Annotated in this window: 23 protein-coding genes and 1 pseudogene; 14 read left to right on the top strand and 10 right to left on the bottom strand. The window is 62.6% G+C overall.

Features of this window, described 5'->3' with window-relative positions:
* Positions 1–46 precede the first annotated feature (46 nt).
* Positions 47–1504, top strand: coding sequence for a PLP-dependent aminotransferase family protein (locus D9M09_RS03030; RefSeq protein WP_121668544.1), 1458 nt, complete (start codon positions 47–49; stop codon positions 1502–1504).
* 10 nt (positions 1505–1514) lie between these two features.
* Positions 1515–2213: a TetR/AcrR family transcriptional regulator gene (locus D9M09_RS03025; RefSeq protein ID WP_121668543.1), complete on the top strand. Its 699-nt coding sequence runs from the start codon at positions 1515–1517 to the stop codon at positions 2211–2213.
* 13 nt (positions 2214–2226) lie between these two features.
* On the opposite strand, the gene D9M09_RS03020 is transcribed toward D9M09_RS03025, so the two are convergent.
* Complete coding sequence (locus tag D9M09_RS03020) at positions 2227–3162, bottom strand: choice-of-anchor A family protein (protein WP_070291200.1); 936 nt, start codon at positions 3160–3162, stop codon at positions 2227–2229.
* Positions 3163–3472: 310 nt separating this feature from the next.
* Between D9M09_RS03020 and D9M09_RS03015 the strand changes: the two genes are divergently transcribed.
* The 4 genes from D9M09_RS03015 to D9M09_RS03000 all read left to right on the top strand — a co-directional run bounded on the left by D9M09_RS03015 (position 3473) and on the right by D9M09_RS03000 (position 6125).
* Complete coding sequence (locus tag D9M09_RS03015; protein ID WP_070219311.1) at positions 3473–3955, top strand: hypothetical protein; 483 nt, start codon at positions 3473–3475, stop codon at positions 3953–3955.
* A 142-nt stretch (positions 3956–4097) separates the two neighbouring features.
* Positions 4098–4367 (top strand): hypothetical protein, encoded by a 270-nt coding sequence (locus tag D9M09_RS03010; RefSeq protein WP_070312743.1) that lies wholly within the window; start codon positions 4098–4100, stop codon positions 4365–4367.
* Positions 4368–4527: 160 nt separating this feature from the next.
* Complete coding sequence (locus D9M09_RS03005) at positions 4528–4950, top strand: VOC family protein (RefSeq protein WP_099410329.1); 423 nt, start codon at positions 4528–4530, stop codon at positions 4948–4950.
* A gap of 11 nt (positions 4951–4961) precedes the next feature.
* Positions 4962–6125: a dipeptidase gene (locus D9M09_RS03000; RefSeq protein ID WP_121668540.1), complete on the top strand. Its 1164-nt coding sequence runs from the start codon at positions 4962–4964 to the stop codon at positions 6123–6125.
* Between the two features lies 1 nt (position 6126).
* Here D9M09_RS03000 and D9M09_RS02995 read toward each other — a convergent pair whose 3' ends face one another.
* The 7 genes from D9M09_RS02995 to xapA form a co-directional block, all read right to left on the bottom strand.
* Positions 6127–7344 (bottom strand): nucleoside deaminase, encoded by a 1218-nt coding sequence (locus tag D9M09_RS02995; protein WP_162995812.1) that lies wholly within the window; start codon positions 7342–7344, stop codon positions 6127–6129.
* A 4-nt stretch (positions 7345–7348) separates the two neighbouring features.
* A complete protein-coding gene (locus tag D9M09_RS02990; protein WP_034785574.1) occupies positions 7349–7756 on the bottom strand; it encodes a cytidine deaminase in 408 nt (135 codons plus the stop codon).
* Between the two features lie 106 nt (positions 7757–7862).
* Positions 7863–9185, bottom strand: a complete 1323-nt coding sequence (gene deoA / locus D9M09_RS02985; RefSeq protein ID WP_121668538.1) for a thymidine phosphorylase — start codon at positions 9183–9185, stop codon at positions 7863–7865.
* 116 nt (positions 9186–9301) lie between these two features.
* Positions 9302–11683 carry an aldehyde dehydrogenase family protein gene (locus D9M09_RS02980; RefSeq protein WP_430886684.1) on the bottom strand — a complete coding sequence of 794 codons (2382 nt, stop codon included), beginning with the start codon at positions 11681–11683 and terminating at the stop codon, positions 9302–9304.
* Between the two features lie 12 nt (positions 11684–11695).
* On the bottom strand, positions 11696–12655 hold the full coding sequence (gene deoC, locus D9M09_RS02975; protein ID WP_070219318.1) for a deoxyribose-phosphate aldolase: 960 nt from the start codon (positions 12653–12655) through the stop codon (positions 11696–11698).
* Positions 12652–13845 (bottom strand): phosphopentomutase, encoded by a 1194-nt coding sequence (locus D9M09_RS02970; protein WP_070219353.1) that lies wholly within the window; start codon positions 13843–13845, stop codon positions 12652–12654. The genes deoC and D9M09_RS02970 overlap by 4 nt, the downstream gene beginning before the upstream one ends.
* Positions 13846–13962: 117 nt before the next feature.
* Positions 13963–14802, bottom strand: a complete 840-nt coding sequence (gene xapA, locus D9M09_RS02965) for a xanthosine phosphorylase (protein WP_070291092.1) — start codon at positions 14800–14802, stop codon at positions 13963–13965.
* Positions 14803–15158: 356 nt separating this feature from the next.
* Here xapA and D9M09_RS02960 point away from each other — a divergent pair, with 356 nt between their 5' ends.
* The 7 genes from D9M09_RS02960 (at position 15159) to D9M09_RS02930 (ending at position 23389) form a co-directional block, all read left to right on the top strand.
* Entirely contained in the window at positions 15159–16316 is a 1158-nt protein-coding gene (locus D9M09_RS02960; protein ID WP_070291091.1) for a carbohydrate kinase, read from the top strand.
* Between the two features lie 3 nt (positions 16317–16319).
* The gene (locus tag D9M09_RS02955) at positions 16320–17249 is read left to right on the top strand and encodes a pseudouridine-5'-phosphate glycosidase (RefSeq protein WP_430886683.1); all 930 of its coding nucleotides are present in this window, start codon (positions 16320–16322) and stop codon (positions 17247–17249) included.
* An 85-nt stretch (positions 17250–17334) separates the two neighbouring features.
* A complete protein-coding gene (locus tag D9M09_RS02950) occupies positions 17335–18237 on the top strand; it encodes a LysR family transcriptional regulator (protein ID WP_121668536.1) in 903 nt (300 codons plus the stop codon).
* A 493-nt stretch (positions 18238–18730) separates the two neighbouring features.
* Positions 18731–19726, top strand: a complete 996-nt coding sequence (locus D9M09_RS02945) for a BMP family lipoprotein (RefSeq protein WP_070219322.1) — start codon at positions 18731–18733, stop codon at positions 19724–19726.
* 81 nt (positions 19727–19807) lie between these two features.
* Positions 19808–21337 carry an ABC transporter ATP-binding protein gene (locus D9M09_RS02940; RefSeq protein ID WP_121668535.1) on the top strand — a complete coding sequence of 510 codons (1530 nt, stop codon included), beginning with the start codon at positions 19808–19810 and terminating at the stop codon, positions 21335–21337.
* Positions 21334–22413 (top strand): ABC transporter permease, encoded by a 1080-nt coding sequence (locus D9M09_RS02935; RefSeq protein ID WP_034754518.1) that lies wholly within the window; start codon positions 21334–21336, stop codon positions 22411–22413. Before D9M09_RS02940 ends, D9M09_RS02935 begins: the two co-directional genes overlap by 4 nt.
* Positions 22414–22417: 4 nt before the next feature.
* Positions 22418–23389 (top strand): ABC transporter permease, encoded by a 972-nt coding sequence (locus D9M09_RS02930; protein ID WP_034754516.1) that lies wholly within the window; start codon positions 22418–22420, stop codon positions 23387–23389.
* A gap of 513 nt (positions 23390–23902) precedes the next feature.
* Here the strand turns inward: D9M09_RS02930 and D9M09_RS29550 are convergent.
* Positions 23903–24487 (bottom strand): annotated as a pseudogene (locus tag D9M09_RS29550) (NUDIX domain-containing protein); the annotation flags it as partial.
* 85 nt (positions 24488–24572) lie between these two features.
* Here D9M09_RS29550 and D9M09_RS02920 point away from each other — a divergent pair.
* Positions 24573–25337 carry a DeoR/GlpR family DNA-binding transcription regulator gene (locus tag D9M09_RS02920; RefSeq protein ID WP_121668533.1) on the top strand — a complete coding sequence of 255 codons (765 nt, stop codon included), beginning with the start codon at positions 24573–24575 and terminating at the stop codon, positions 25335–25337.
* A 36-nt stretch (positions 25338–25373) separates the two neighbouring features.
* Here the strand turns inward: D9M09_RS02920 and D9M09_RS02915 are convergent, their stop codons facing one another.
* Positions 25374–26444, bottom strand: a complete 1071-nt coding sequence (locus tag D9M09_RS02915) for a S1/P1 nuclease (protein ID WP_121670946.1) — start codon at positions 26442–26444, stop codon at positions 25374–25376.
* Positions 26445–26449: the final 5 nt, after the last annotated feature.

The raw sequence follows: 26449 nt of genomic DNA, 5'->3' as shown, positions 1-26449 counted from the left end.
AAAAACCACTACAGTTTTTTTGTGCAAGGCAGCATAAGGAGCCACCGTGAAGCACAGCGACAGCACAGACGATGCTCCCGAGCAAGCCAGCGGCTGGCCCGTGCTCGACATCGACCGCCAGAAAAAGGGCGGCCTGGTCGAGCAGATCGTCATCGCCATCAGCGTCATGGTGGGCAGCCGCGCCCTGCGCATCGGCACGCGCATGCCGTCCGTGCGCCAGTTCGCCCGCTGCAATGGCGTGTCGACGTTTACCGTCGTCGAATCGTATGACCGCCTGGTCAACCTCGGTTTGCTGTCGTCGCGGCGCGGTTCCGGCTATTTCGTCGCGCGCCACGATATCGCCGCCTCGCCGCAATTGGCTGTGCACGCCAGCCCCACGGCCATCGACGCCCTCACGCCGGACCTGTATTCGGGCGTGTCCGACGCCCTCCCCGTGGGGGCGGGCTGGCTGCCGCCCGAGATGTATGGCGAAGCGACCGTGCTCGACGCCGTGCGCCAGGCCATGCGCATTCCCGCCAGCCGCCTGCGCGGCTATGGCCACCCTCTCGGCTTTCCCTCGCTGCGCCAGCACCTGGCAAGCAGCCTGTCGGAAGAGCTGTTCCAGGTCGAGCCGGACCAGGTCCTGCTGACGCACGGCGCCACGCATGCTTTTGACTTGATCCTGCGCAGCCTGACCAAGCCGGGCGACACGGTGCTGGTGGAAGACCCCGGCTACAGCAACCTGCAGTCGCTGATACGCCACCACGGCTGCATCCCCGTGGGCGTCCACCGCGGCGAAGCGGGCCTCGATCTCGATGCGCTGGCCGTTGAAGCCGCGCGTACGCAGCCGAAACTGATGTTCGTCAACACGGTGCTGCAAAATCCGCTCGGTACATCGCTCACCCAGGCGCAGGCGCACCGCCTGCTGGCACTGGCCGAGCAATTCGATTTCTGGCTGGTGGAAGACGATATCTACCGCGAACTGGCGGCGCGCGGCGAAGCGTCGCTGGCGGCGATGGACGGCTTGCGCCGCGTGATCCGCGTGGGCAGTTTTTCCAAGACTCTGTCGCCCGTGCTGCGCGTGGGATCGATTTGCGCCTCGCCGCCGCTGGTGGCCGAACTGGTGCGCGTGAAAATGCTGGCGGGACTGACGACGTCGGAAATCAACGAGCGCGCCGTCTACCACGCCATCTCCGCGCGGCCCTACAAGCGCATGGTCGAACGGCTCGTGGCGCAGCTCGATGCGGCCCGCGAGCGCAGCATCGACTGCCTGGCGCAGGCGGGCATGGCGCCCGTGGCGCGGCCCCGCGGCGGCATGTTCGTCAGCGCCGGCTGGCCCGACGTGCAAACGCCGGAATGGAATGGCAAGGTCATCGCCGACATGGCCTTGAAGGCGGGCATCCTGCTTTCGCCGAACGAATTTTTCATGCTGCGCGCGCCCGAGACGGTGTGGTTCCGCTTCAACGTGGCCTACACCGATACCCCCGTGCTGCAGGCATTCCTGCAATCGATACGCCCACGCTAAAGAACCCGTCATGGCCAGCGACAAATCCCCTGCCCTTTCCGTGAAAAATGCCGGCGGCCGGCGTTTGCAAAACCGCGACCGCCTGGAAGCGGACATCCTGGAGCAAGCCGTGCGCGCGTTCGCCGAATGCGGCTATGAGGGCGCGTCGATCGCCACCATCGCCGAGCGGGCCGGCCTGTCGAAGCAAAACCTGATGTATTACTTCCCGTCCAAGCAGCTGCTGTACCAGCGCGTGCTCGACGACGTGCTCGACGACTGGCTGGCGCGCATGGACATGCTGGCCAATGAACACGACGAGCCGCGCGACGTGCTGCGCGCGTATATCGGCGCCAAGCTGCGTTTTTCGCGCGAACAGCCGTGGGCCTCGCGCGTGTATGCGCTGGAAGTGATCAATGGCGCGCCCCTGTACGGCACGCAGATACGCGACCGGGTCGTGCCCCTGCTGCGCAAGGATATCGCCGTCTTCGAAGCGTGGATCGCCGCCGGCCGGATCGCGCCCGTCAACGCCACGCACCTGATGTTCGCCATCTGGGCCATGACCCAATCGTATGCGGATTTTTCGGCGCAGATGGCCCTGGTGCTGGAACGCAAGCAGCTCACGCGCAAGGATTACGAGGACGCCGAAATCCTGATCGCGCACATGGTGCTGGCGGCGGTGGCCATGCCGCCAGCGGACGAAAAAAAACCGCCTCGACAGGCGGTTTTCTGAACAGCGCGAACGCTTACGCAGCCGTCTTGTTCTTGCGGCGGCGCGCCATGAAGCCGATCATGCCCAGGCCTGCCAGCAGCATCGCATAGGTTTCCGGTTCCGGCACGGCCGACACATAACCGGACACGTTGGTAGCATTGAAATAATGGTTCGCATTGACCTGGATGTTCGAGGCCCAGTTCCCCACCACGACGCTGCCGTTGATCTGGCCATTGCCGCCGGCCAGGGTCGCCAGCGGCGCCAGGACGCTGCCGTACAGGCCCACGCCGTTCAAGGTGATGGTTTGCGCTTCATAGAAGTTGTACAGCACATTGTATTTGCTGAAATCGCCGTAGCCGCCGGACAGGTTCACATTCGTGCCGCTGATATTGAGGATCAGGGTGTCGTTCGTGTGCAGATTGCTGAACTTGAAGTTGTTCACCGAGCCCAGCGCCGCGGAAGTCAGGTCGAACACTTGCACATTGCCCGTGCCGCCCTTCAGGGTCATGCCGCCATAGGCCACCGAGCTGCTGCCCGTCGCTGCCACGTTGGCCAGCGAGGTCGAGGTGTTTTTCAGCTGCGCCGACGTCGTGGCGAACGACACGGGCGACACCGTGGTCTTGCTAGCCGTGTTCAGGCCCACGCTGCTCGTCGTCGTGCTGCCGCCCACATAGTAATTGCCGTTCTTGATCGAGCCGGAGCTGTAGTTCAGGTTGCCGCCAACCACCAGCGCATAGCCGGTGTTGCCATGCGTGACGTAGGCATCCTTGTTCTTGTCATTGACCGAATAGTTCGATGCCGTCAAGTTACCGGCGACCAGCACGCCGCCTTCGACATCGCTGCCGGACGCGCTGAAGTTACTGAGGGAATACAAATTGGCGCCACCGATGCCCAAATCGACAACACCGGCTTGCGCGGCGCCGGCGGCAAACACGGTCGACAAAACGAGAACGAATGATGATTTAGGCATGATTGACATTTTATTTCCAAAAAGAAAATTAACTTGACGCCAGAATATCATATCCATCCGCTTTGATATGTCGCAAACCAACAACTTTTGTAACAATAATGAAAACATAGTTGCCCGGCAGGAATCATTCTCCTGGCGCTGCCCGGAGAACGCCCCAGCCATCCGGCTAACGCTGAAAACAGACGGGCAAACAGCCGTCTGTTCTGCACTTTCAATATTGCTTAGAAGCGCAGCCAACTTGGTGATACGATCGCGGCAGCGCCAGACCAGGCCAGCCCATAAAGTATGAAATCATAAGGATGAAGCACGCATGAAACGATTGTCCCTAGGCGCACTGATGCTGGCATATGCCTGCGGCGCGCAAGCCGATGTGTTTAACATGATCGACAACCAGCCGCTCAGCGAAACCTGGCTCAACGCGGGCTTTTATTCGTATCACTTTCAGCGCGACAAGAACCTGAACGACAGCAATCCGGGCCTGGGCGCCGAATACCGCTTCTCCACGGTCGCGTCGGTCACGGCCGGCCGCTTCTACAATAGCGACCGCGCCTACTCGAATTACCTGGGCGTGTACTACCAGCCAATCAAGGTGGGCCCGCTGCGCATCGGCGCCGTCGTTGGCGGCTTCAGCGGCTATCCGAAGATGCGCGATGGCGGCTGGTTCCCGGCCCTGGTCCCCACCATCAGCTATGAATACCAGCGCGTGGGCGTGAATATCGCCATCGTGCCGTCTTACAAGGACCGCCTGTATGGCGCGCTCAGTTTCCAGCTGAAACTGAAGGTCTTCGAGTAACCGTTTGTCGTTGCCTGTCGCCGTTCGGTCCGCCATTCCTGCCATTCGTCGCATACGCCATACCCGGCAGCAAGGATTTGCCTATAGTGGTTTCATTGCCAGCATGCATACGGCAGCGGCACCCACACGACAGGAGAACGGCATGAAAGACATCAATTCGGCACCGGGCAGCACTTCCTTCAGCGCTTTCTGGAACGAGCTGTGCGCTTACGCGCGCCAGGGCATGGCTGCCTTGCGCGCCATGTCCTGGCCCATGCTGCTGGTCTGCTGCCTGGGCCTGGCGTTCCTGATCACCATCTTGCCGCTGGCCATCATGCTGTTTGCCCTCGTCATGCTGCTGAGATGGGCAAGCAACAACGACGATGCGGGCGCAGATCAGAAAGCGTCGGCTTCGCAGCATTCGCCGCAATAAAAATTTGCGGCGTGGCAAGAGTGCAATGATGGTTCTATGGCACTATGGATGGGCGCGGCACTGACGGGCATCAAAACCATCCAAATGGAGGGATTTGATACGGAACGCTACGCAGTATCCATGATCGAAGCTACTCCCCCTCAGCCATAGGAGTTTTCTGATGACCACGACAGCAAAAGCTACAGCAGCTACGACTATTCCCTGCCTGCGCTACCGCGACGCGCCCGCCGCCATCGAATGGCTGTGCAAGGCGCTCGGTTTTGAAAAGCAATTGATCGTGCCCGATGGCGAAGGCGGTGTCGCCCATGCGCAACTGAGCTTTGGCAACGGCATGGTCATGGTGGCACCCGCCCTCGACAGCGACTACGGCCGCCTGATGAAACTGCCAAGCGACGTCGGCGGGGCCAACACGCAAAACTGCTACCTGGTCGTCAGCGACGCCGATGCCGTCTACCGCAGCGCGCGCGAAGCCGGCGCCGAGATCGTGCTCGACATCAAGGATGAAGATTACGGCGGACGGGGCTTTACCTGCCGCGACCCGGAAGGCCACATCTGGAGCCTGGGCACCTACGATCCATGGTAAAACGGAGAACAATGATTGTCGCTACCCTCACCGCCGCCAGCCTTGCGCTGATCGGCGGTTTCCTGTCCGCTCCCGTCCTCGTCGACGAACATCTCAACCGCATTCATCCCCCGTCCGGCAAGGCGCCGTCGGCAGCCACTGTGGCCCTGCATCAGAGCCTGTGGATCGCCGACCTGCACGCCGACAGCCTGCTGTGGCAACGCGACCTGAACCGCGACAGCCAGCGCGGTCACGTCGACTTTCCCCGCCTGCAGCGGGCCAACGTGGCGCTGCAAGCCTTTTCCGTCGTCACCAAGACGCCGCGCAAGATGAATATCGAGCGCAATGGCAGCGACACGGACAACATCACGGCCCTGGTGGTGGCGCAAGGCCTGCCGCCCGCCACGTGGAACAGCCTGCTGGCGCGCGCCACCTGGCAGGCCGACGAGCTGCGCCAGCAAGCGGCAAAAAGCCATGGCAAGGTGCGCGTCATAGGCAGCCGCGCCCAGTTGCGCAGCTTCATCGCCGCGCGCGAAAAAGACCCCGCCCTGCTGGCCGGCTGGCTGACACTGGAAGGCGCGCATGCGCTCGAAGGCAAGCTGGACAATCTCGACACCCTGTACCAGTCCGGCTACCGCATGGCCGCGCCCACGCATTTCTTCGACACGGAACTGTCCGGCTCCCAGCACGGCCTGAAAAAAGGCGGCCTGACGCCGCTGGGCAAGCAATGGCTGCGCGCCATGGAGCAGCGCAAGATGATCGTCGACCTGGCGCACGCCTCGCCGGCCACCATCGACGACGTACTGACGTTGGCGAAACGCCCCGTGATGGTGTCGCACACGGGCGTGCGCGGCACCTGCGCCAACGGGCGCAACCTGAGCGACGCCCAGCTGAAACGCATCGCCGCCCAGGGCGGCCTGGTGGGTATCGGCTTCTGGAATACGGCCGTCTGCGGCAAGGACGTGGCCTCGATCGCGCGCGCCATCAAGTACACGGTCAAGCTGATCGGCGCCGAACACGTGGCCTATGGTTCGGACTTCGACGGCGCCGTCACCACGGCCATCGACGCGGCCGGCTTGCCGCGCTTGACGCAGGCGCTGCTGGATGCTGGCCTGTCGGAAGCGCAGATCCGCCGCGTGGCAGGCGAAAACGTGCGCGACTTCCTGCTGAAGAACCTGCCGGACGATGACGCCTAGACTAGCCTAGCGCCTGAACCAGGGCCTGGTCCGCCACCTGGCGCGGCCGGATGCGTATCAACTTGCGGTACAGCGGCGGCATCGACTCGCACAGCGCCAGCAGCGCGTCTTGCGCCATGGCCGGGCGCACGTACTGGAACTGTGCGGGATTATTCTCCGGCAGCGCCCCTTCCATGGTGGAGCCGTAGGCACCCAGGGTCATGAAACTGGCGGCGCTGTCGTCCGGGCCGATGGCCAGCACGAAGGTGCCGTGCTTGGGGTGGCCCAGGTAGCTTTTGATTTCCTCCTGCAGCGCCGGCACCGCATTCGCCATCAATTCAAAACGCAGCTGCGCGTACTGGCGCGTGCATTCCATGAACGGCGTGCGTATGGCCGACTGGCTCAACTTACCCGGCATGCATAGCAGCAGGTTGCCGAAGGAATCGAGCAAGGCGGCCGCATCGCCCTGGCCGCCATCACGCGCGTCCTGCTCCATGGCCGCCTGCAGGAATGGCGCCAGGCCCGCGTCGGGCGCGTGCGGGTCGCAGCGGTAAGTCAGGGCGTCGGGATAGCGGCGGCGCAAGGCGCGCACCACGACATGCTCGGGCGGCAAGGCGGCGGGATCGCGCAGGGGCACGTCGTCGCCGGCGTTCAGCAGCTGCATCACCTGCGCCGATGTCGCTTCGAACACGAGCGAGCACAGTGCCTGCGTCGCCTCATGGATGCTCTTGCCGATAAAAAAAGATTTGGGCGCGGCGCCGGACGGGGCGCGCGCATACTCGGTGGCGCCGCGCACGGCCGGATAGCAAAAACTGCGGCCGGCCTGCGCCTGCAGCGGCGCCGGCAAGGCCGTAAACGTGGCGCTGCCATCGTAATTGATGCCCGCCTTGACGTCGGGCGCGGCCACCACCACGTTGAAGCCTGCCGCCAGAATCGCCCCCGTGCACATGCAGCAGGGGTCGAGCGAAGTGACGATGGTCAGTTCGCCCGGCGGCGGCAAGAGCGCGCCCTTGGCCCGCTCGGCGAAATACCAGTCCACCAGCTGGCGCTCGCCATGCGCCGTGGGGTCGAACACCAGCCCCTGGCGCACGACGTTGTTATGCATCGATTGCAGCACGTTGCCGGCGCCGTCGAGCAGCACGCCGCCCACGCCAAAGGTACCCTGCGTCTTCGCCGCCATGGCTTCGGCCGCGGCTATCGCCACGGCGGCCTGGATGTCGATCGTCTTGTTCAAGCGGATCCTGTTACTTCATGTCCAGGTCGGAATTGCCGAAGCCGTGCGGCAGCAGCCAGCCGGCCGTCACTTCCATGACATCGTTTTTCAGGTTCGTCAGGATCACGGGCAGGTCGGCGCCGCCCATCTCGAAGATCACCTGGCGGCAGGCGCCGCATGGCGAAATCGGTTCAGCCGTGTCGCCCGTAACGGCCAGCCTGGCGAAGTCGCCCGGTTTGCAGCCATGCGCGATGGCGCTGAAAAACGCCGTGCGCTCGGCGCAGTTGCACAGGCCATACGCGGCGTTTTCCACGTTGCAGCCGCGGAAGACGCGGCCATCCTTGCACAGCAGCGCCGCGCCCACCTTGAAACGCGAGTATGGCGCGTAGGCCAGTTCACGGCCGGCATTGGCTTCGGCGATCAGTTCTTGGTTGTTCATTTTTTCTGTTATACCTTTGAAATCATTAAGGCCGGGGTCAGACCCTCAACACCGCTCACACATAGCTCAGCGCCATCACAAACGGGGGTCTGACCCCAGTTTTCAACTACGGTCGAATGGTACGATAAATCACCGGATTGCCCGCCAGCGCCACGGCGCTGATTGCATACGCGTCCTGGATTTCCTTGACGGCTTGCTGCGCCGCCGCTTCCGTGCGCGCGTGCACCATGGCCAGCGGCTGGCCAACGGCCACTTGCTCGCCCAGGCCCACGAGGTCCGTCAGGCCGACGGCAAAATCGATGCTGTCGCTCGGACGGCGGCGGCCACCGCCCAATGCCACGACTGCCAGGCCGATGGCGCGGCAATCGCGCACGTTGGCAAAGCCGGCCGACAGCGCTGGCGCCGGCACGACGAACGGCGCCTGTTCCAGGTGTTTATCAGGATGCTCGACCAGATCGGCCGGGCCGCCCAGGGCCGACACCATGCGCGCAAAGTGCTCTGCCGCTTCGCCCGAATCGAGGGCCGCGATCAATTTCACGCGCGCTTCCTCTTCGGTGGCGGCCAGGCCGCCCAGCACCAGCATCTCGGCGCACAGCGCCAGGGTGACTTCGTGCAGGCGCGCGGGACGCGAACGGCCCGTCAGGTAATCCATGGCGCCGCGCACTTCCAGCGCATTGCCGGCGTATGGCGCCAGCGCCTCGTTCATGTCCGTCAGGATCGCCGACGTCTGCATGCCCGCGCCATTGCCGACGGCGACGATGCTCTCGGCCAGTTCCACCGACTTGTCGTAGGTGGGCATGAAGGCACCGGAACCCACTTTCACGTCCATCACCAGCGCGTCCAGGCCGGCCGAGAGTTTCTTCGACAGGATGGAGCCGGTGATCATCGCCACCGATTCCACCGTGGCGGTGACGTCGCGGATGCTGTAGAAGCGCTTGTCGGCCGGCGCCAGCTGCGCCGTCTGGCCGATGATGGCCACGCCGATCTCCTGCACTACCTTGCGGAACAGTGCATTGTCCGGCACCGTGCAGTAGCCGGGAATGGCGTCGAACTTGTCGAGGGTGCCGCCCGTGTGGCCCAGGCCGCGGCCCGAGATCATCGGCACGTAACCGCCGCACGCGGCGACCATGGGGCCCAGCAGCAAGGAGACCACGTCGCCCACGCCGCCCGTCGAATGCTTGTCGACGATGGGGCCCGACAGGTTCAGCGAGCGCCAGTCCAGCACCTGGCCGGAATCGCGCATGGCCAGGGTGAACGCCACGCGCTCGTCCATGTTCATGTCGTTGAAATAGACGGCCATGCCGAGCGCCGCGATCTGCCCTTCGCTGACGCTGCCGTCAGTGATGCCGCGTACGAAAAACTGGATTTCCTCGGCGCTCAGGACGCCCTTGTCGCGCTTCTTGCGGATGATTTCCTGGGTCAAAAACATGGAATAACTCCAATAAAAATAGGTTTGGGGTCAGTCCCTGCGGGATCGGGATACGCCCAATGGCGTATCCCCCCGACGGGTCTGACCCCAGCTTTGCAATTCCAACGATCAGTCAGTTAAACGCCGTAAGGTATCCACACGTTTTTCACTTGCGACGCATGCGCCAGCACGGCACGGCCGCCGCTTTGCGCGGCGCTGTACCAGTCGCGGCCCTTGGCGCCGCCGACCCAGGTGCGCTTCAGGGTGCCGGCCGACAGGCGCTCGACTTCCGCGCAACCGTCGGCGGAGCCGTCATGGCGCCAGACGGCGTCGATGTCGGCGTGCGTGGCCAGGGTGCGCGCCAGTTCATCGGCGTTGCCGCTGATGATGTTGACGACGCCGCCCGGCAGGTCGGACGTGTCGAACACCTGGTACAGGTCCAGCGCGGACAGCGGATGCGCTTCCGACGGCACCACCACCACGCGGTTGCCCAGCGCGATGGCCGGCGCCACCAGCGAAATGAAGCCCAGCAGTGGCGCTTCATTCGGGCAGACGATGCCGATCACGCCGACCGCTTCATTGAGCGCCACGGTGATGCCCTTGGTTGGCGGCTGGTGCGCCAGGCCGTCGTACTTGTCGGCCCAGGCGGCGTAATAGAACAGGCGCTCGATCGAAGCCTGCACTTCCTTCTCCGGATTTTTACTGCCCGTCATGGCGGCGATGCGGGCGGCGAATTCGTCGGCGCGCGCTGCCAGGTTTTCGGCGATGTAGTACAGCACTTGCGCGCGGTTGTGCGCCGTGGCGCTGGTCCAGCCGGACGCTTTATGGGCCGCTTCGACGGCGTTGCGGATGTCCTTGCGGCTGCCCACGCCCACTTCGGCCAGCAAGGCGCCATTCGCGCCGAACACGGGCACGCTGTAGGCGCTGTCAGGGCGCGCCTGCTTGCCGCCGATGTACATCTTGGCCGTGCGGTCGATGGCGAACGGGTCGGCTGCCGCCGGCTTCGCGTTGGCCTTGGCCTTCGCTTCCACCAGCGGCAGGGCCGGACGCGCATCTTCGGCCAGGGCCGTCATGTATTCCAGCATGCCTTCGCGGCCGCCTTCGCGGCCGAAACCCGATTCGCGGTAGCCGCCGAAGCCGCAGGCCGCATCGAACTGGTTGGCGCTGTTGATCCACACCACGCCAGCCTTGATGGCGGGCGCGATATCGAGGGCCAGGCTGATCGACTCGGTCCACACGCTGGCGGCCAGGCCGTACACCGTGTTGTTCGCCAGCTGCACCGCTTCGGGCGGCGTGCGGAAGCTCATGGCCACCAGCACGGGGCCGAAGATTTCAGCCTGCGCCACGGCGGCCGAGGTCGACGCGCCCGTGATCAGGGTGGGCGGGAACCACGAGCCGTCAGCCGGCAGTTCGCACGCCGGTTGCCACACGTCGCAGCCTTCGGCGCGGGCCGAATCGACGAGCGCGGCGATGCGCTGGCGCTGCACGGGGTCGACCAGCGCGCCCACGTCCATCGATTTGTCCAGCGGTGAGCCGAGACGCAGGTTTTCCATGCGCGCGCGCACCTTGTTCAGGAAGCGCTCCTGAACCGATTCCTGCACCAGCAGGCGCGAACCGGCGCAGCACACTTGCCCCTGGTTGAACCAGATCGAATCGACCAGTCCTTCCACGGCGCCGTCCAGGTCCGCGTCTTCGAAGACGATGAACGGCGACTTGCCGCCCAATTCGAGGGACAGCTTCTTGCCGCTGCCGGCCGTCGCTTCACGAATGAGGCGGCCCACTTCGGTGGAACCCGTAAACGCGATCTTGTCGACGCCAGGATGGTTGACGATGGCCGAGCCCACTCTGCCGTCGCCCGTGACGATGTTGACCACGCCGGCCGGCACGCCCGCCTGCACGCACAATTCGGCGAACAGCATGGCGGTCAGCGACGTGAATTCGGCCGGCTTGAAGACGACCGTGTTACCGGCCGCCAGGGCCGGGGCGATTTTCCACGACAGCATCAGCAGGGGGAAATTCCACGGCACGATCTGGCCCACCACGCCCACGGCGCGGTAGTCGGCGAATTCTTCCGACTGCAGCTGCGCCCAGCCGGCGTGATGGTAGAAATGGCGCGCGGCCAGCGGCAGGTCGATATCGCGCGTTTCACGGATGGTCTTGCCGTTGTCCAGGGTTTCCAGCACGGCGAACAGGCGCGAATGCCTTTGCAGCAGACGGGCCAGCGCGTACATGACCTTGGCGCGGCCATGGCCTCCCATGCCTTGCCATACGGGCAGCGCGCGGCGCGCCGCTTCCACGGCGCGTTCCACGTCCGCATCGGTGGCTTGCGTCAGTTCGGCCAGCTGCGTGCCGTCGGCCGGATTGGTCGAGGCGAACAGTTCCGCCGGCTCGCTCCAGGCGTTGTCGATGAACAGGCCGAATGTGCGCTGATGGCCGTCGAGCCATGCTTGCGCTTCTTTTTGACTTTCGGGAGCAGGGCCGTAGTCCATAGTAGTGAGAATCTCGTTAATTGTAGTCATGACGAATGTTCTTTAAGGTTGTGCGTGACGATGATTGGCCGAGTAGCTGCCGGTGACGTAGTGCTCGAGCTGGCGCTCGATGTCGGTCAGCAGGCTGGAAGCGCCGATGCGGAACAGGTGCGGCTGCAGCCATTCGTTGCCCAGCTCTTCCTTCATCAGGGTCAGGTATTGCAGCGCGCTCTTGGCCGAGCTGACGCCGCCGGCCGGCTTGAAGCCCACCTTGAAACCCGTCTGTTCATAGTATTCGCGCACCGTGCGCACCATCGTCAGGGCCACGGGAATGGTGGCGTTGACGCTTTCCTTGCCGGTGGACGTCTTGATGAAATCGGCGCCCGCCATCATGCACACCCACGACGCCTTGGCCACGTTTTCCATGGTCAGCAAGTCGCCCGTGGCGAGAATCGCCTTCACGTGCGCTTCGCCGCACGCCTTGCGGTAAGCCAGCATTTCGTCATACAGCACTTGCCAGTTGCCGTTCAGGACATGCTGGCGCGTGATGACGATATCGATTTCCGAAGCGCCCGCGGCGACCGACAGTTCGATCTCGCGCAGCTTCGTTTCCATGTTCGTCAGGCCGGCCGGAAAGGCGGTCGACACGGCGGCGATGGGCAAGCGGCCCTGGATGACTTTCACGGCCGGTTGAATCATCTCGTGGTACACGCACACGGCGCCGGTGCTCAGCTGCGTCAGGCCCAGCGCGTCCATCAGGTCGGCGCGCAACGGGCGCATGGCCTTCATGCACAGGCGCTCCACTCGGCCCGGCGTATCGTCGCCGCCCAGGGTGGTCAGGTCGATCATCTGGATGGCTTTCACCAGCCAGGCGGCCTGGTATTCCTTTTTCACGGTACGGCGGTTCGCCAGGCTGGCCGCGCGGCGGTCCGTCGCGGCGCGGTTGACGCGGATCTGGTTGATCCAGCCCAGGTCGAGGCCGACGGCCTCGTTACGCTTGAATTCGGGGTGCATGAGTGTCATAACAAGCTGGTTCCATTAGCAAGTGGTGGTACGCCAAGGTGCTTGGCGAGGGTTTGGCCAATATCGGAGAAGGTCTCGGAAATACCCAGCGCACGCGGGGCGACGCCGGGGCCGAAGAAGATCATCGGAATGTGTTCGCGGGTGTGGTCGGAGCCGTGCCAGGTGGGGTCGCAGCCATGGTCGGCGGTGATCACGACCAGGTCGCCTTCCTTCAGCTTGGCCATGAATTCCGGCAGGCGCGCATCCATTTCGCGCAGCGCGTCGGCATAGCCTTCGACGTTGCGGCGGTGGCCGAATGCCTGGTCGAAATCGACGAAGTTGACAAAAGTGAGCGACTTGTCCTGCACTTCATCGGCCGTCTTCAACAGCGCTTCGAACAGCGCCATGTTGTCGACACCCTTCACGACTCTGGAAATACCCTGGGTGGCGAAAATGTCGCTGATCTTGCCCAGGCCGACGACTTCGCCGCCCGCATCCTTGACGTGGTCGAGCAGGGTCTTGCTTGGCGGCGCCACCGCATAGTCGTGGCGGTTGGACGTGCGCGTGTAGTTGCCGTTGCTGCCCGTGAACGGACGGGCGATGACGCGGCCGATGTTGTACGGCTCGACCAGCTTGAAGGCCATTTCGCACACTTCGTACAGGCGCTCGAGGCCGAACGATTCTTCGTGCGCGGCGATCTGCATCACCGAGTCGCCCGAGGTGTAGATAATCAGCTTGCCGGTGGCGACGTGCTCGTCGCCATGCTTGTTGATGATGTCCGTGCCCGAGGCATGGCAGTCGCCGAGGAAGCCGGGCACGCCGGACAGGGCTTTCAGTTTGTCGGTCAGGTCGGCCGGAAACGACGGCGTGGTGCGGGGAAAATATCCCCAGTCGAATTCGACGGGCACGCCGGCGATTTCCCAGTGGCCGCTCTGCGTGTCCTTGCCGGTGGAGCGCTCGCGCGCCGCGCCGTAGGCGCCGGTGAAGCCGTCGCGCTGGTCGAAGCCCGTGGCCCATTCGCCGCTGGCCAGGTGCGCCGCGGCGCCCAGTCCCAGGCGTTCCATGTTCGGGAGTTTCAAGGTCTTGCCGCTTTTGGCGACAGTGCTGGCAATGTGGCCAAAGGTATTGGCACCTGCGTCGCCATACTTGGCGGCGTCTGGCGTCGCGCCAAGGCCGAAGGAATCAAGCAGGAGGATAAATGCGCGTGACATGATAAGGCTCGCTTTATGGAGTGATGCAAAGATGATGCGGTCAGTGTAGGCCGGATTTTCCCGGCCTGCCGCGCGGCAGCGCCGGTGGCCGGCGCGCCGCTGCTGCGTAAAAAGTGCTTAGGCTTGCGGCGTAGCCGATACGGTCGCCAGGAAGGCCAGAATCAGCTTGACCAGGTCTTTCGCGCCGATGGCCGCGTATTTCAGGGTTTGTTCGTGCGACAGGGCGAATGGCGACATGCCTTCGGCCAGGTTGGTGATGACGGACACGCCCACCACTTTCAGGTCGCAATGGCGGGCCGAGACCACTTCCGGCACCACGGACATGCCGACCGTGTCGGCGCCCAGGCGCGCCATCATGCGGATTTCGGCGGCCGTCTCGAAGTTCGGGCCAGGGTAGGCGACGAACACGCCTTCATGCAGGGTGATGCCGCTGGCGGCTGCCGTGTCCTTGACCAGCTTGCGCAGGTCCGCATCGTAGGCGTTGGCCATGCTGAAGAAGCGCGGGCCGAAGCGGTCGTCGTTCGGGCCGACCATCGGCGTGCCTGGCAACAGGTTGATATGGTCGCTGATGGCGACCAGACTGCCGGCGTCCACTTCAGGGCGCAGGGAACCGGCGGCGTTGGTAACGAACAGCATTTCGCAGCCCAGCAGTTTCAAGGTGCGGATGGCGCTCGTCATCACGCCCATGCCATAGCCTTCATAGAAATGGCCACGGCCCTTCATGCAGACGACGGCGACGCCCGACAAGGTGCCGACCACCAGTTCGCCGGCATGGCCGTGCACGGTGCTGATCGGGAAACCCGGCAATTCGTCAAAGCTGATGCTGACGGCGTCCGTCATTTGCTCGGCCAACACGCCCAGGCCGGAGCCGAGGATCATCGCCACGCGCGGCTTGAAATTTTCTGGGGCGCGGGCACGGATGATTTCGGCGGCGTGGAAAGGGGTGTTGTTCGACATGGTTATCCTCTGATTGACTAATGATGATGGGTTGCTGCCTGCGCGGCCGTGCCCGGTGAAGAACTTCCGCCCAGGTATCGGTTATGTAGGTGTTACTGGTATATCGAAATGCGTATTGCCACTATTTGCCGCCACTATGCATCAAACGGAATATGTATGGCAAATACCATTTTTCTTGCCCATTTATACAATTCAAATATAAATGGCCGATATTATAGTCGAGGCTAGCCCAGGCCCGCCATGCCCGGGAAATGCATGCATACAAGCTCCATACGAAGGTTTTTTATGCGAGCTTGACACCAATCAGACAAATGTTTAAAGTTTCGGACAAATGTTTATCCTTTCAGTGAAACCTTGTGACCGATACCAATAAAAAAGACCAGCTATATGCGCTGATCCGCAACAACCCCTTCATCTCGCAGCAAGACCTGGCGAGCGAGCTGGGCTTGTCGCGCTCGGCCGTCGCCGGCCACATCGCCGGACTCATCCGCGAGCGACGCCTGCTGGGACGCGCCTACGTGCTGCCCGACAGCCGTCCCGTGCTGTGCATAGGCGCCGCCAACCTCGACCGCAAGATGCGCACGCTGGCGACACTGCAGATGGGCACCTCGAATCCCGTGCGCTCGGAAGAAGTGTTTGGCGGCGTGGGCCGCAACATCGCGGAAAACCTGGCCCGATTGTCGATTCCCGTCGCCCTGCTGACGGCGCTGGGCGACGACGCGGCCGGCCATGCGCTGCAGACGCACGCGGAAGACGCGGGCATCGACATGCGCGGCAGCCTGCATTTAAGCAACACCAGCAGCGGCACTTACACGGCCGTGCTCGACGAACATGGCGAAATGCTGCTGGCGATGGCCAACATGCAGCTGTACGAACAGCTGACACCGGCCTTTTTGCACAGCCGCCAGCCGCAGCGCGCCGCCGCCGCCCTCACCGTCTGCGACCTGAACCTGGGCCACGACAGCGTGCAGGCGCTGCTGGCTGATGCGCGCCAGGATGCTGCCCGCGCGACGCCGCTGGTCATCGTCGCCGTCTCGCAGCCGAAGATGGCGCACCTGCCGCTAGACCTGACGGGCTTGCACCTGCTGATCCTGAACCGGGGCGAGCTGGAAACGCGCGTGGCGCGCGCCTTGCCGACGGCGTTCGAGATGCGCGCCGCCTGCCGCGAAGTACAGCGCCAGGGGGCGCGCCAGGTGATCGTCACCTGCGGCGGCGAAGGCGTGTATTTCACGGACGGCGACAGCCTGGACGCGCCCATCGTGCACCTGGCCGCGCGCGAAGTGGACGCCGTCGACGTGACGGGCGCAGGCGACGCGTTTTCCGCCGCCGTCTGCTGGTCGCTGTACCACGACATCAGCGACTTGAAACTGGCTTGCCGGCGCGGCCTGAAGCTGGCGGCCATGACCCTGGAATCGGCTGCCACCGTCTCGCCCCGGATTTCGGCCGGCGCCCTCGACGACATCGACGACGCCGACCTGGCGCCGCCTCCCCCTACCCTCTTTCAACAGGATTGACATATGACGCAACTGAATAATTTCCTCTCGTTCTCGCAAGAAGTGCTCGATGCGCGCGCCGCCGGCAAGGCCATCGTGGCGCTGGAATCGACCATCATTTCGCACGGCATGCCGTATCCGCAAAACGTGGAAATGGCGCGCGAAGTGGAGCAGATCATCCGTGACGGCGGCGCCGTGCCGGCCACCATCGCCATCATCGGCGACAAGATCTGTGTGGGCCTGTCGCCCGAGCAGCTGGAATTGCTGGGCACCTCGCCCGACGCCATGAAGGTCAGCCGCCGCGACCTGCCGTTCGTCCTGTCGCAGGGCAAACTGGGCGCCACCACCGTGGCCGCCACCATGATCTGCGCGGAACTGGCCGGTATTGCCGTGTTCGTCACGGGCGGCATCGGCGGCGTGCACCGCGGCGCGGAAACGAGCTTCGACATTTCCGCCGACTTGCAGGAATTGGCGCACACGTCCGTGGCCGTCGTCTGCGCGGGCGTCAAATCCATCCTCGACATCGGCCTGACCCTGGAATACCTGGAAACCCACGGCGTTCCCGTCATCAGCGTGGGCCAGGAAGGATTCCCCGCCTTCTTCACGCGCGAAAGCGGCTTCAAGGCCGATTTCCGCCTCGACACGGCTGAGGAACAGGCCGCCTTCATCGGCACCAAGTGGCAGCTGGGCTTGAAAGGCGGCGTGATCGTCAGCAACCCCGTGCCGGCCGCGCAAGCGATGCCGAAGGAAGAAATCGATGCGATCACCACGCAAGCCTTGCAGGAAGCGGACGCGGGCGGCGTGAAGGGCAAGCAAGTCACGCCATTCCTGTTGTCGCGCATCAAGCAGCTGACGGATGGCCGCAGCCTGGCGACGAATATCGCGCTGGTCAAACACAATGCCCAAGTCGGCACCGCGCTGGCCATTGCCATGCAGGCGGTCGTGGCACGATAATAGGACTGCTGTAAAGAAAGCGCGCGCGCCGTTACCGGTCCGCGCGCCGTTCCATCGCCAGGCACCACGCAACGCCAAGGAAAGCATGTCCATCGATCTGAAACAGTTAAAGTATTTTCTTGCCGTTGCCGAGGAGAAAAGCTTCAGCCGCGCCGCCGAGCGCCTGCATATCTCGCAGCCGCCCCTGAGCCAGCAGATCATGAAACTGGAAAGCGAACTGGGCGTGCGCCTGTTTGCGCGCACCACGCGCACCTTCGAGCTGACCGTGGCGGGCAAGGCGTTGATGAACGAGGCGGCCGAGCTGCTGGCCAAGATGCGCATGACCATCGATACCATCCGCCAGATCGACCGCGGCGAAGTGGGCCGCTTGCGCGTTGGCATCGTCGGCTCGGCCATGTGGGGCCCCATCCCCAGCCTGCTGGAAGAATTCCAGACCAAATTTCCCCGCGTCACCTGGACCATTCATGAATTCGGTCCCACGGTGCAATACGAAGCCTTGCGCGCCAAACAGATCGACGTGGGTTTCTGGCGCGAACCCAAGCTCAACGACGACGACTTGCGCCACGACAATCTGCGCCAGGAACTGTGCTTCCGCGAAAACGTCTGCGTGGCCGTCAATGAACACCATCCGCTGGCGAAAAACACGGCCATCGAGCTGATCGACATCGCCCACGAGCCGATGCTGACCCTCAACCTCGACAAGTCCGCGTTTCCCCGCTACCTGGTGCAATGCTGTATCAATGCCGGTTTCGAACCCATGATCTTCCAGGAAGCAAGCGAACCGCAGACCCTGCTGGCCATGGTGGGCGCGGGCCTGGGCGTGACCCTGGTGCCGGAAACGACGAGCCGCATCGGCTGGCCCGGCGTGGTATTTCTGCCGATCAAGACCAATCCGCCGTCGGCCAACTTGTATATCAGCTACACGACGCTCGACGACGCTCCCGTCGTGCGGGCTTTCCTGAATATCATCAATCCCCCAGCTAATTGAGGCAAAGCCTCAAGCGTCAGCAAGCAACGCCAACCCGAAAAGCAGCAAGACCGGGGTCGGACCCTCAGGGACTCGGCGTCCCCGTCCGACCCCAGCCCTTCGTTTTGGGTTTGCATTCCAATTTATATGGCAATCATATAAATAGCTAAACAAAAACGTATTTGTCATACATATCTGGCATGATGCATAGTGATTCGGACGCCCATCGCGGCGCCGGTTCCGTGTCTGCCCTGCCCGTCCACTGACGGCGCATCCCAGCCCGCTCCGGCAGCCCCATTCGATGTTGTACCTATAAAAGAGACGGGGCGCGACTGTTGCATGAGCATCACACTGTCGACATGAAAGCACGCGAGGTCAGCAATGATCTTGTGCGATACAGTGCAATGTTGATAAGGAATTATCACCTCGTGCATCAAAAACAGGCTAAATCGGCCCCAAATTATATGTTTCACCTATAAAAAATATACAATATCGATCTTCCAGGAGCCAATTCATGAAACTTACACAATTTAGTTTGACGATCGCAGCCGTATTTCTGACTGCTCAAGCGTCCGCGGCTACCCCAAAACTGGGTGTCGTGTATGACGCGGGCGGCAAGTTCGACAAGTCGTTCAACCAATCCGCTTTCGAAGGCGCCTCGCGCTTCAAAAAAGACACGGGCATTTCCTTCATCGAAGTCCAGGCATCGAGCGATACGCAAGCCGAGCAAGTCATGCGTGGCTTGGCCCGCAAGAAACTCGACATGATCGCCGCCATCGGCTTTGCGCAAACGCAAGCCGTGCAAAAGGTCGCCAAGGAATTTCCGAACGTAAAATTCGTGCTGATCGACGGCCAGGCCGCCGGCAGCAACGTCAACTCCGTCGTCTTCAAGGAAGAAGAAGGCTCCTACCTGGTCGGTGTGGCTGCAGCCATGGCCAGCAAAAGCAAAAAAGTAGGCTTCATCGGCGGCATCGATATTCCCCTGATCCGCAACTTCGCCTGCGGCTACGCGCAAGGCGTCAAGGCAGTCAATCCGAAGACGGAAATCACGCAAAACATGGTCGGCACCACGTCCGGCGCCTGGAATGACCCGGCCAAGGGCGGCGAACTGGCCCGCTCGCAATTCGAGCGCGGCGTCGATGTCGTGTTCGCCGTCGCCGGCGGCAGCGGCATGGGCACCCTGCAAATGGCCAAGGAAAAAGGCAAGCTGGCGATCGGCGTCGATTCGAACCAGAACCATTTGTATCCAGGCAGCATCCTGACCTCGATGGTCAAGCGCGTCGACAACACGGTCTACGACAGCTTCATGCAAGTCAAGAACGGCACCTGGAAGGGCGGCGTCAGCTATAAAGGCTTGAAAGAGGGCGGCGTGGATTGGGCACTCGATGAGAATAACCGCAAGCTGATTACGCCGGAAATCGAAAAACGCGTGTTGGGTGCGCGTAAGGACATTATCGATGGCAAGATCAAAGTGATCGATTACCGCGTCGGCAGCAGCTGCCCGGTTTAATTTTTCTCCGTATCTTTTAGCGCGCCGCCGGGGCCTGTCTCCGCGCGGCGCGTTTCCATGAAACTATCCAGTTATGAACCTATGCAGCCAGCAGTAGAATTTCGCAACATTTCCAAGCAGTTTGGACATGTGAAGGCGAACGCCGACGTCAGCTTCTCCATCGCCAAGGGCAGTATCCACGGCCTGGTGGGAGAGAACGGCGCCGGCAAATCGACCTTGATGAGCATCCTGTACGGGTATTACCGTGCCGACGGCGGAGAAATCTTGCTCGACGGTAAAGTACAGCCTATCCGCAATAGCCAGGAAGCGATCAACCTCGGCATCGGCATGGTGCACCAGCACTTCATGCTGGTCGAAAACTTCACCGTCCTCGACAATATCATGCTGGGCACGGAAGGCGGTTTTCGCCTGGCCAGCCACCGCACGGAAGCGGAAGCGAAATTGCGCGAGATTTGCGCGCGCTACCGCCTCGACGTCGACCCGCTGGCGAAGATCGAAGACTTGTCCGTCGGCGCGCAGCAGCGCGTGGAAATCCTCAAGCAGATTTACCGCAGCGCCAATATTCTGATCCTCGACGAGCCGACGGCCGTGCTGACGGCCCAGGAAACGGCCTCGCTGTTTGAAATCCTGCGCCTGTTCAAGGAGCAAGGCAAGACCATCATCCTGATCACGCACAAGCTGCAAGAGATCCTGGAAATCACCGACAACGTCACCGTCATGCGCGGCGGCACGGTGGTGGGCGCCGTGGCAACGGCCGGCACCTCGAAAGAGGAACTGGCCAACATGATGGTGGGCCGCCCCATCCAGAGCCACCTGCCCCGCGCACCGTACAATCCGGGCGCCACGGTGCTGGAAGTGGCTGATCTGCAACTGGCCGACGAGCAGCAAGTCAAATTGCTGGCCGATATAGGTTTCAAGTTGCGCGCCGGCGAAATCGTCGCCATCGCGGGCGTTTCCGGCAATGGCCAGAGCGAGCTACTGGAAATTCTGTCGGGCATGCGCTTGCCGACGTCCGGCAAGCTGCGTTTTCTCGACAAGGACTTGCCGTTTGCCAAGCGCCACGATGCCGACGGCTTGCCGCTGGCCTTCCGCGAGCTGGGCATCGCCCACATTCCGGAAGACCGCTTGCGCGATGGCGTGGTGAAGAATTTTTCCGTCATGCAAAACACCATCCTCGGTTACCAGGACCACCTGAAAAACCGCTGGGGCCTGTTCAACTTCAAGGCCATCGGCGCCCGCTGCGCGGAACTGCTGAAAACGTTTGACGTGCGCCCGGCCAATCCGGACTTGCGTATCGGCTTGCTGTCCGGCGGTAACCAGCAAAAGGTGGTGATCGCACGCGAAGTGCTGGCCAAGCCGAAACTGATGCTGGTGGGGCAACCCACGCGCGGCGTCGACATCGGCACCATCGAAAGCATCCATACGCAATTGCTGGCCCTGCGCGACGCGGGCGTGGCGATCCTGCTGGTGTCAGTCGAACTGGAAGAAGTGCGGGCGCTGGCCGACCGCATTCTCGTCATGTGCGGCGGACGCATCACCGGCGAACTGAAAATTGAAGAATTCGATACCACCCGCATCGGTCTGTTGATGGGGGGAATGCATAAATCATGAATAACGACTTGCCACGCTGGGCGACAGCCTTTGTCATGCCCATGTTAAACCTGCTGTCGGCCTTGCTGGTCGCGGCCCTGGTGATTTATATGCTGGGCGAAGACCCGGCCGAATCGCTGTCGATCCTCGTCCACAGCGCCATCCTCAATCCGGAAGGCTTGAGCTACACGCTGTTCTACGCCAGCACCTTCATTTTCACGGGCCTGTCGGTTTCCGTGGCGATGCAGGCCGGGCTGTTCAATATCGGTTCCGAAGGCCAGATGTATATCGGCGGCCTGGGCTTGACGGTGGCCATGCTGGCCTTCGACCAGACCCTGCCCGCCTGGCTCTTGATTCCTGCCGCCATGATCGGCGCGGCCCTGTTCGGCGCCTTGTGGGGCTTTTTGCCCGGCTATCTGCAAGCGAAGCGCGGCAGCCACATTGTGGTGACCACCATCATGTTCAACTTCATCGCCGCCAGCCTGATGAATTTTATTATCGTAAAGTACCTGATTCCGCCGGGCGAGCAGAACACGGCCAGCCGCGTGTTTGCGGAAAGCGGCGAAATGCCGCGCCTCTCCACCTGGTTCCCGTCGCTGGGCGACACGCCGCTGAACATCAGCTTTATCCTGGCGATCGCCGCGCTGGTGATCTACGGCGTGATGGTCTGGCGTTCGTCGTGGGGCTTCAAGCTGCGCGCCACGGGCCTCAACAAGCACGCGGCCCACTATGCGGGCGTGTCGATCAGCAAGATGATCATCATCGTCATGCTGATCTCGGGCGCGCTGGCGGGCCTCGGCTCCGTCAATTCCATCATGGGTTCGACGCACTATTTGTCGCTCAATTTCGTCGGTGGCGCCGGCTTCATCGGCATCGCCATCGCCCTGATGGGCCGCCAGCATCCGGTCGGCATCTTTTTGTCGGCCGTGCTGTTCGGCGCGCTGATCCAGGGTGGCTTCGACCTGTCGCTGGAAAAACCGAATATCCCAACTGAAACTTTCATTTTCATCCAGGGCTTGATCATCCTGTTCTGCGGCGCCATGGAAAACTTCTACGCACCGGCCATTTCCGCCCTGCTCAAGCGCACCAAAGGCTAACACCATGACACTCGACGACTTTCAATTCGCCAGCATCCTGGTATCGACCGTGCGCAATGCGCCCGTCCTGATCTTTGCCGCCATGGCCGGCCTGTTTGCCGAACGCAGCGGCATGATCGACATCGGCCTGGAAGGCAAGATCCTGGCCAGCGCCTTCGCTTCCGCCGCCGTCGCCTACACGACGCAAAACCCGTATTACGGCATGGCTGCAGGCATGCTCGTCTGCGTCGCCCTGGCCCTGCTGCAGGCGTACGTCAGCATCACGCAAAAGGGCAACCAGCTGGTGGCCGGCATGGCGATCAACATCGCCATGAGCGGACTGACCTTCGTGCTGGCGCAATTCTTCTTCCAGCAAGGCGGCCGCACGCCCGACCTCGGTTCGGCGCGGCTGTTCGACGTGGTCTTGCCGGGCACGCAGTACGTGGAGCATATTCCCTTCATCGGCTGGGTGTATGCCCATCTGATCGGCGGCCATTCCATCCTCGTCTACGTGGCCTTCCTCTTGATCCCGCTCGTGCACTGGCTGCTGTACCACACGCGCTTCGGCCTGCGCCTGCGCGCCTGCGGCGAAAACCCGCATGCGGCCGACTCGGCCGGTGTGAGCGTGGAAGCGACGCGCTACCTGGCCATGCTGGTGGCGGGCATCCTGTGCTCGTTCTCGGGCGCGTATCTGGCCATCGTACAAAGTGGCTTCTTCCTGCGCGACATGTCGGCCGGCGCCGGCTATCTGGCCCTGACGGCCATGGTGTTCGGCAACTGGCGTCCCGTCTACACCTTCCTCGGCTGCCTGATGTTCGGCTTCTTCGCCGCCATCCAGATCCAGATTGAAGGCGTGGACTTGCCCGTCGTGGGCCGCATCCCCGGCTCCTTGATCCAGATGGTGCCGTACGTAGTCACCGTGATCGTGCTGGCGGGCTTGATGGCGAAATCCATCGCGCCGAAGGCCATCGGCATCCCCTTTGTAAAATCGCGTTAAGAGCACCTGAGAAAATACCCATGGCGTCGTTGCCTTGCCTCGTCGTACATTCGTACTGCCTTCGGCAAGACGCCTAGCCCTGGGCATTTTTCAGGCGCTCCCTAAAATGACAAGAAGCGAAGCCTTTGGGCTTCGCTTTTTTTACGCCTGGGTAATCTCGTCCAGCGAGAAATACACGGATAAACCGAGATCCTGCGCCACGGCCACCATCTGGTCCGCTCCGCCAGACGCACCGCCGATACGCAGCACGGCATCGCAATGGCTCAATAAACGCGTCGCATGCGCGTGGAACAGTTCCTCATACACGGCATCGCCCACCTGGGTTGAACCGGCCAGCGCCAGCATGGGCAAGGCCAGCCATTCACCGAGCACGGGCATGTGGCCCTTGGCATACAGCGGCAGGCAGACGGCTTCCATGGCTGCCACATTCGCCGCCATCAGGGCCGGGTCGTCGCCCGTGCCCGAACGGTAAGGGCCGGCTACGAGAATCTGCTGCCCCCGTTTGCCTGGCATCAAATGCAGCTGCGCATGCTGCAGCAGCATGATGGTCTTGCCGTCGCAGATGCGGCCATCGGCCACCATCTGCAGCGCTTGCGCCAAGGGCAGTTCCAGCACCTCGATGTCTTCGCCCTCGTGCGCCAGGCCGCCGCCGTCGCCGATGCGGCTGGCGGGGTCGTATTCAGCGACGAAGAAATGCAGGCGTTCCGTCACGGAGCCGGGACTCATGAAGGCTTCGAAGACCTTGTGCACCTGCCCCACCCGGTAACCGGTTTCCTCTTCCACCTCGGCGCGGATGCGCTGTTCCGCGCTGGCCTCTTCCAGCAAGCCGGCCGCTGATTCAATCAGGAAACCATCGTGGCCCTCGCGATACGTGGGAAAGCGGAACTGGCGGATCAGGATCACCGTGCGTTTGGCCTTGTTGTAGAGCAGGATGGTGGCGCCATCTCCGCGGTCATAGGTTTCCCGCGTCTGCGTCTGCCATTCGCCATCGTGGCGCAGGTAATCGAACGTGGTTTTTTGCAGCAGATACCAGTCGTGCGACAGGGTTTGCACCTGCTGGATGCGGACCCGTTGCTGTCTCGAATTATCTTCGTGCATATCATCTCCTTGTGCTTGCCTTCGCCGACTTTATCATGCAAACTCGTGCAATATCAAGAAAATACAAGAACACTCAAGAAAAACCATGCTGACACATCAACGCAAACAATATCTGCTGGACTTGCTCCAGCGCGAAGGGCAGATCGTCGCCAAGGCCGTCAGCGATAGTCTGGGCTTGTCGGAAGACACGATACGGCGCGACCTGCGCGAATTGGCGAAAGAAGGGTTATTGGAACGCGTGCACGGCGGCGCCCTCCCCTTGCTGCCAAGTTCGCCCGCGCTGGCACCGTTTGCGGCCCGCGAACAGATTTCGCCCGAAGCCAAGCCCGCCATCGGACGCGCGGCGGGCGCCATGATACAAACGGGGCAAGTGGTGTTTCTCGATGGCGGAACGACCGCCGTGCAGCTGGCGCGCCAGCTGCCGCGCGATTTGCGCGCCACCGTCGTCACGCACAGCCCCTCGGTTGCCGTCGAGCTGGTGCATCACCCGTTCATCGAGGTGCTGATGCTGGGCGGGCGCCTGTACAAGCACTCGATCGTGGGCGTCGGCGCGGCCACCGTGGAAGCCATCGGCCGCATCCGCGCCGACCTGTATTTCATGGGTGTATCCAGTCTGCATCCGCAAGCGGGCATCACCACGGGCGACTATGAAGAAGCGTGCGTGAAGCGTGCCTTGAGCGAGGCGTCAAACCGCACCGTCGTGCTGGCCTCGCCGGAAAAGTTCAACACGGCTTCGCCGTTTCAAATCGCACCCATGAGCCAGGTCAACGATATCATCGTGCACCGCGACGTGGAGGACGCCCTCGTCGCGCCCTTCCGCGAGATGGGAATCGCCATCACCCTGGCATGAAAAAAGCGGCCCGCAGGCCGCTTTCACATGACATCTTTACTGTGGCCAAATCGCCTGCAGCACGGCGGCCAGGCGATAGCCCGCCTCGGTCAGCTGCTGCTTCGCCAGCGCAGAACTCGGTACCGGATAATTGTCCGGCACCGTCAAGCTCCAGACCTTGTAGACCTCGCCCTTGCGGCTGGTCTGCTGCGTGGCGGGACCGGCCACCACATCCGTGAAAGCAATCTTGGACGCCGCCAGCGCGGCATCGGCCCACTGATAGGGCCAGGTGGCGGGGTCGCCGCTGTTGGCGCTCACTACGGGCGCGGTGGCGATCACGGTGCGCGCGAACTGCTGCGGCGTGCGCGTGCTCAAACGGCGCATGGCGTAATCGACCACGGTCGTATCCCAGTAGGAATGCAGGGGCCTGGTGGGCGACTTCGGATAACTGCTGGCAGGCTTGGCATCGCCCGCTTCCGCCGGCAGCGGCGCGGGGATCACGGCGTCCGACAGCGCCGTCATCTTCGCATCGTCGAGCAGCAAGTCGTTGCCGCCGCGCGCATTGAAAACGGCGACGTCGTCGATCTGCGCCTGCGTGGCGGGCACGAAGAACTGGCCATCCTTGCCGAGAAATGCATTGCCTACATGTAGCGGCTGGTGGATATCGCCCACCAGGTGCGTGATCAGGATCAAGGCTTCGCGCTGGCTGAAGCCGTGCGGATTGCTGGCCGCATCGGCCTTGCCCTGCAACACCAGGATCGCCCGCTTGAGCGTCTGCACGATATCGTCATCGGCCGTGCCCACGCCATGGTCGTGGTAATGCGCATGTTGAAAAGGCACGTTCGTGTAGTGATATTCGCCATGCTTGGGATTCGCCGCCACATAGCTCAACATCTCCGGCGATTGCGGGCCGCAATACGTGCCCTTCACGCAGTCGGGCCAGTTGGCGATCTTTTCAAGGCTTTCGCCGGGCAACAGCAACCTGGCCACCTGCGCCTGGGCCACGCTGCCCTTGAGCAATTGATCGGCGATGGCACCCACGGCGCGGTGGCCGTCATTGCCCCAGGCCAGCACATTGCCGGAAGCGAAAGCGGCACCCAGCGCCAGCACGCAGAGTAATTTTTTCATGTTCA

Origin of the sequence: Janthinobacterium agaricidamnosum (assembly GCF_003667705.1) — a bacterium.
GTDB lineage: Bacteria > Pseudomonadota > Gammaproteobacteria > Burkholderiales > Burkholderiaceae_D > Janthinobacterium.
This window is presented reverse-complemented; position numbering and strand designations above follow the sequence as displayed.

Coding starts and splice junctions, on each gene's coding strand:
- D9M09_RS03010 (WP_070312743.1), top strand. CDS start 4,098: ATGAAAGACATCAATTCGGCACCGGGCAGCACTTCCTTCAGCGCTTTC.
- D9M09_RS03015 (WP_070219311.1), top strand. CDS start 3,473: ATGAAACGATTGTCCCTAGGCGCACTGATGCTGGCATATGCCTGCGGC.
- D9M09_RS02945 (WP_070219322.1), top strand. CDS start 18,731: ATGAAACTTACACAATTTAGTTTGACGATCGCAGCCGTATTTCTGACT.
- deoA (WP_121668538.1), bottom strand. CDS start 9,185: ATGTTTTTGACCCAGGAAATCATCCGCAAGAAGCGCGACAAGGGCGTC.
- D9M09_RS03025 (WP_121668543.1), top strand. CDS start 1,515: ATGGCCAGCGACAAATCCCCTGCCCTTTCCGTGAAAAATGCCGGCGGC.
- D9M09_RS02950 (WP_121668536.1), top strand. CDS start 17,335: ATGTCCATCGATCTGAAACAGTTAAAGTATTTTCTTGCCGTTGCCGAG.
- D9M09_RS02940 (WP_121668535.1), top strand. CDS start 19,808: ATGCAGCCAGCAGTAGAATTTCGCAACATTTCCAAGCAGTTTGGACAT.
- D9M09_RS02990 (WP_034785574.1), bottom strand. CDS start 7,756: ATGAACAACCAAGAACTGATCGCCGAAGCCAATGCCGGCCGTGAACTG.
- deoC (WP_070219318.1), bottom strand. CDS start 12,655: ATGACACTCATGCACCCCGAATTCAAGCGTAACGAGGCCGTCGGCCTC.
- D9M09_RS03020 (WP_070291200.1), bottom strand. CDS start 3,162: ATGCCTAAATCATCATTCGTTCTCGTTTTGTCGACCGTGTTTGCCGCC.
- xapA (WP_070291092.1), bottom strand. CDS start 14,802: ATGTCGAACAACACCCCTTTCCACGCCGCCGAAATCATCCGTGCCCGC.
- D9M09_RS02980 (WP_430886684.1), bottom strand. CDS start 11,683: ATGACTACAATTAACGAGATTCTCACTACTATGGACTACGGCCCTGCT.
- D9M09_RS02930 (WP_034754516.1), top strand. CDS start 22,418: ATGACACTCGACGACTTTCAATTCGCCAGCATCCTGGTATCGACCGTG.
- D9M09_RS02920 (WP_121668533.1), top strand. CDS start 24,573: ATGCTGACACATCAACGCAAACAATATCTGCTGGACTTGCTCCAGCGC.
- D9M09_RS02915 (WP_121670946.1), bottom strand. CDS start 26,444: ATGAAAAAATTACTCTGCGTGCTGGCGCTGGGTGCCGCTTTCGCTTCC.
- D9M09_RS02935 (WP_034754518.1), top strand. CDS start 21,334: ATGAATAACGACTTGCCACGCTGGGCGACAGCCTTTGTCATGCCCATG.
- D9M09_RS03000 (WP_121668540.1), top strand. CDS start 4,962: ATGATTGTCGCTACCCTCACCGCCGCCAGCCTTGCGCTGATCGGCGGT.
- D9M09_RS03005 (WP_099410329.1), top strand. CDS start 4,528: ATGACCACGACAGCAAAAGCTACAGCAGCTACGACTATTCCCTGCCTG.
- D9M09_RS02970 (WP_070219353.1), bottom strand. CDS start 13,845: ATGTCACGCGCATTTATCCTCCTGCTTGATTCCTTCGGCCTTGGCGCG.
- D9M09_RS02955 (WP_430886683.1), top strand. CDS start 16,320: ATGACGCAACTGAATAATTTCCTCTCGTTCTCGCAAGAAGTGCTCGAT.